The sequence below is a fragment of the Klebsiella sp. GW_Kp181 genome (assembly GCF_040062315.1).
In the GTDB taxonomy this organism is placed as follows: domain Bacteria; phylum Pseudomonadota; class Gammaproteobacteria; order Enterobacterales; family Enterobacteriaceae; genus Klebsiella; species Klebsiella oxytoca.
The window spans coordinates 1-2,603 of sequence record NZ_JBEAFR010000023.1; the positions used below are offsets into that span (position 1 = coordinate 1).

Annotated in this window: 1 protein-coding gene; it reads right to left on the minus strand. The window is 59.7% G+C overall.

The features are described 5' to 3' along the window. A partial coding sequence (locus ABLV11_RS06945; RefSeq protein WP_348855241.1) for an Ig-like domain-containing protein occupies nt 1-2,603 on the minus strand: 2,603 nt, incomplete at both ends.

Consider the following 2,603-nt stretch of genomic DNA (forward strand, 5'->3'; position numbering starts at 1 on the left):
GTCTGATTCGGAATCTCTGTCTGAGTCCGAATCGCTGTCTGAATCCGAGTCTCTGTCAGAATCGGAATCGCTGTCAGAGTCAGAATCGCTGTCGGAATCGGAATCGCTGTCAGAGTCAGAATCGGAATCGCTGTCAGAGTCAGAATCGCTGTCGGAGTCCGAATCACTGTCGGAATCGGAGTCGCTGTCAGAGTCCGAATCACTGTCAGAGTCAGAATCGCTGTCGGAGTCCGAGTCGCTGTCAGCATCCGAATCTCTGTCGGAGTCCGAGTCGCTGTCAGAGTCCGAGTCGCTGTCAGATTCCGAGTCGCTGTCCGAATCCGAGTCACTGTCAGAGTCGGAGTCACTGTCAGAGTCGGAGTCACTGTCGCTATCCGAGTCACTGTCAGAGTCCGAATCACTGTCACTATCCGAGTCGCTGTCGGTGTCGTCGCTGAGATCGACAGTTAACTCAAAAGTCGGGGAGCGTTCGCTGACGTTCCCGGCCAGATCGGTCACGGTGGTGCTCAGGCTGTGGCTGCCTTCGTCCAGCGCATCAGGTGTGAAGCTCCAGCGTCCGTCCTCCCCGGCAACTACCGTACCCAGTACCGTGTCGCCGTCATAGATCGTGACTGTGGCGCCCGCCTCGGCGGTACCGCTCAGGGTCGGCGTGTCATCATCCGTTACGTTGCCGCTGTTCAGTGTACCCGTGTCTTCTCCTGCATTATCAGTCACCTGCAGATCGCTGACCGGATTCACGATTGTGTCCACCGTCAGCTCAAACGCCGGGGAACGCTCGCTGACGTTCCCGGCCTTGTCCGTCACGGTGGTGCTCAGGCTGTGGCTGCCTTCATCCAGTGCATCAGGGGTGTAGCTCCAGCGTCCGTCCTCACCGGCAACCACCGTACCCAGCACCGTGTCGCCGTCATAGATCGTGACCGTGGCCCCCGCCTCGGCGGTACCGCTCAGGGCCGGTGTGGCGTCGTTGGTCAGATCGCCGCTGGTCAGCGGGCCGGTATGCCCGGCCACATCGTCGGTCACCTGCAGACCGCTGACCGGAGTCACGACTGTGTCCACCGTCAGCTCAAACGCCGGGGAACGCTCGCTGACGTTTCCGGCCTTGTCGGTCACGGTGGTGCTCAGGCTGTGGCTGCCTTCATCCAGTGCATCAGGGGTGTAACTCCAGCGTCCGTCCTCCCCGGCAACCACCGTACCCAGTACGGTGTCGCCGTCGTAGATCGTGACTGTGGCCCCCGCCTCGGCGGTACCGCTCAGGGCCGGCGTGGCATCGTTGGTCAGATCGCCGCTGGCCAGCGGGCCGGTGTGTCCGGCCACGTCATCGGTCACCTCCGGCGCACTGGCAGACGGCGCGGTGGTATCAATCGTCAGTTCAAACGCCGGGGAACGCTCGCTGACGTTCCCGGCCTTGTCCGTCACGGTGGTGCTCAGGCTGTGGTCGCCCTCGTCCAGGGTGTCCGGCGTGAAGCTCCAGCGTCCGTCCTCCCCGGCAACCACCGTACCCAGTACGGTGTCACCGTCGTAGATCGTGACCGTGGCGCCCGCCTCGGCGGTACCGCTCAGGGCCGGCGTGGCATCGTTGGTCAGATCGCCGCTGGTCAGCGGGCCGGTATGCCCGGCCACATCGTCGGTCACCTCCGGCGCACTGGCAGACGGCGCGGTGGTATCAATTGTCAGCTCAAACGCCGGGGAACGCTCGCTGACATTCCCGGCCTTGTCGGTCACCGTAGCGCTCAGGCTATGAGGACCTTCGCTAAGCTCCGGTAAAGTAAAGCTCCAGTTGCCATCCTGATCCACAACCACTGAACCCAGTACGATATCGCCGTCATAAATCGTTATCGTGGCGCCCGCTTCTGCCGTCCCTTTGATCTCCGGCGTTGTATCATCGGTCACATCACCGGAATGAAGCACACCGGTGATGGAACCAACATTGTCATTAACCGTGATGTTCTGTGCTGCAGTGGGTGCTTCAGTATCAGAATCGCTGTCGGAATCGCTGTCAGAGTCCGAGTCACTGTCAGAGTCCGAGTCACTGTCGGAATCAGAATCACTGTCGCTATCCGAGTCGCTGTCGGAGTCTGAATCACTGTCCGAATCCGAGTCGCTGTCAGAGTCCGAGTCGCTGTCAGAGTCCGAATCGCTGTCGGAGTCGGAATCGCTGTCCGAATCCGAGTCGCTGTCAGAATCGGAATCGCTGTCAGAATCGGAATCGCTGTCAGAGTCAGAATCGCTGTCGGAATCCGAGTCACTGTCAGAGTCAGAATCACTGTCCGAATCCGAGTCGCTGTCAGAGTCCGAATCACTGTCAGAGTCCGAGTCGCTGTCAGAATCGGAATCGCTGTCGCTATCCGAGTCACTGTCAGAATCCGAGTCACTGTCAGAATCCGAGTCGCTGTCAGAGTCCGAGTCGCTGTCAGAATCCGAATCGCTGTCAGAATCCGAATCGCTGTCGGAGTCGGAATCACTGTCAGAGTCCGAGTCACTGTCAGAATCGGAGTCACTGTCAGAATCGGAGTCGCTGTCTGAGTCCGAGTCGCTGTCAGAATCCGAGTCGCTGTCAGAGTCCGAATCACTGTCAGAGTACGAGTATCTGTCACAATCCGAAT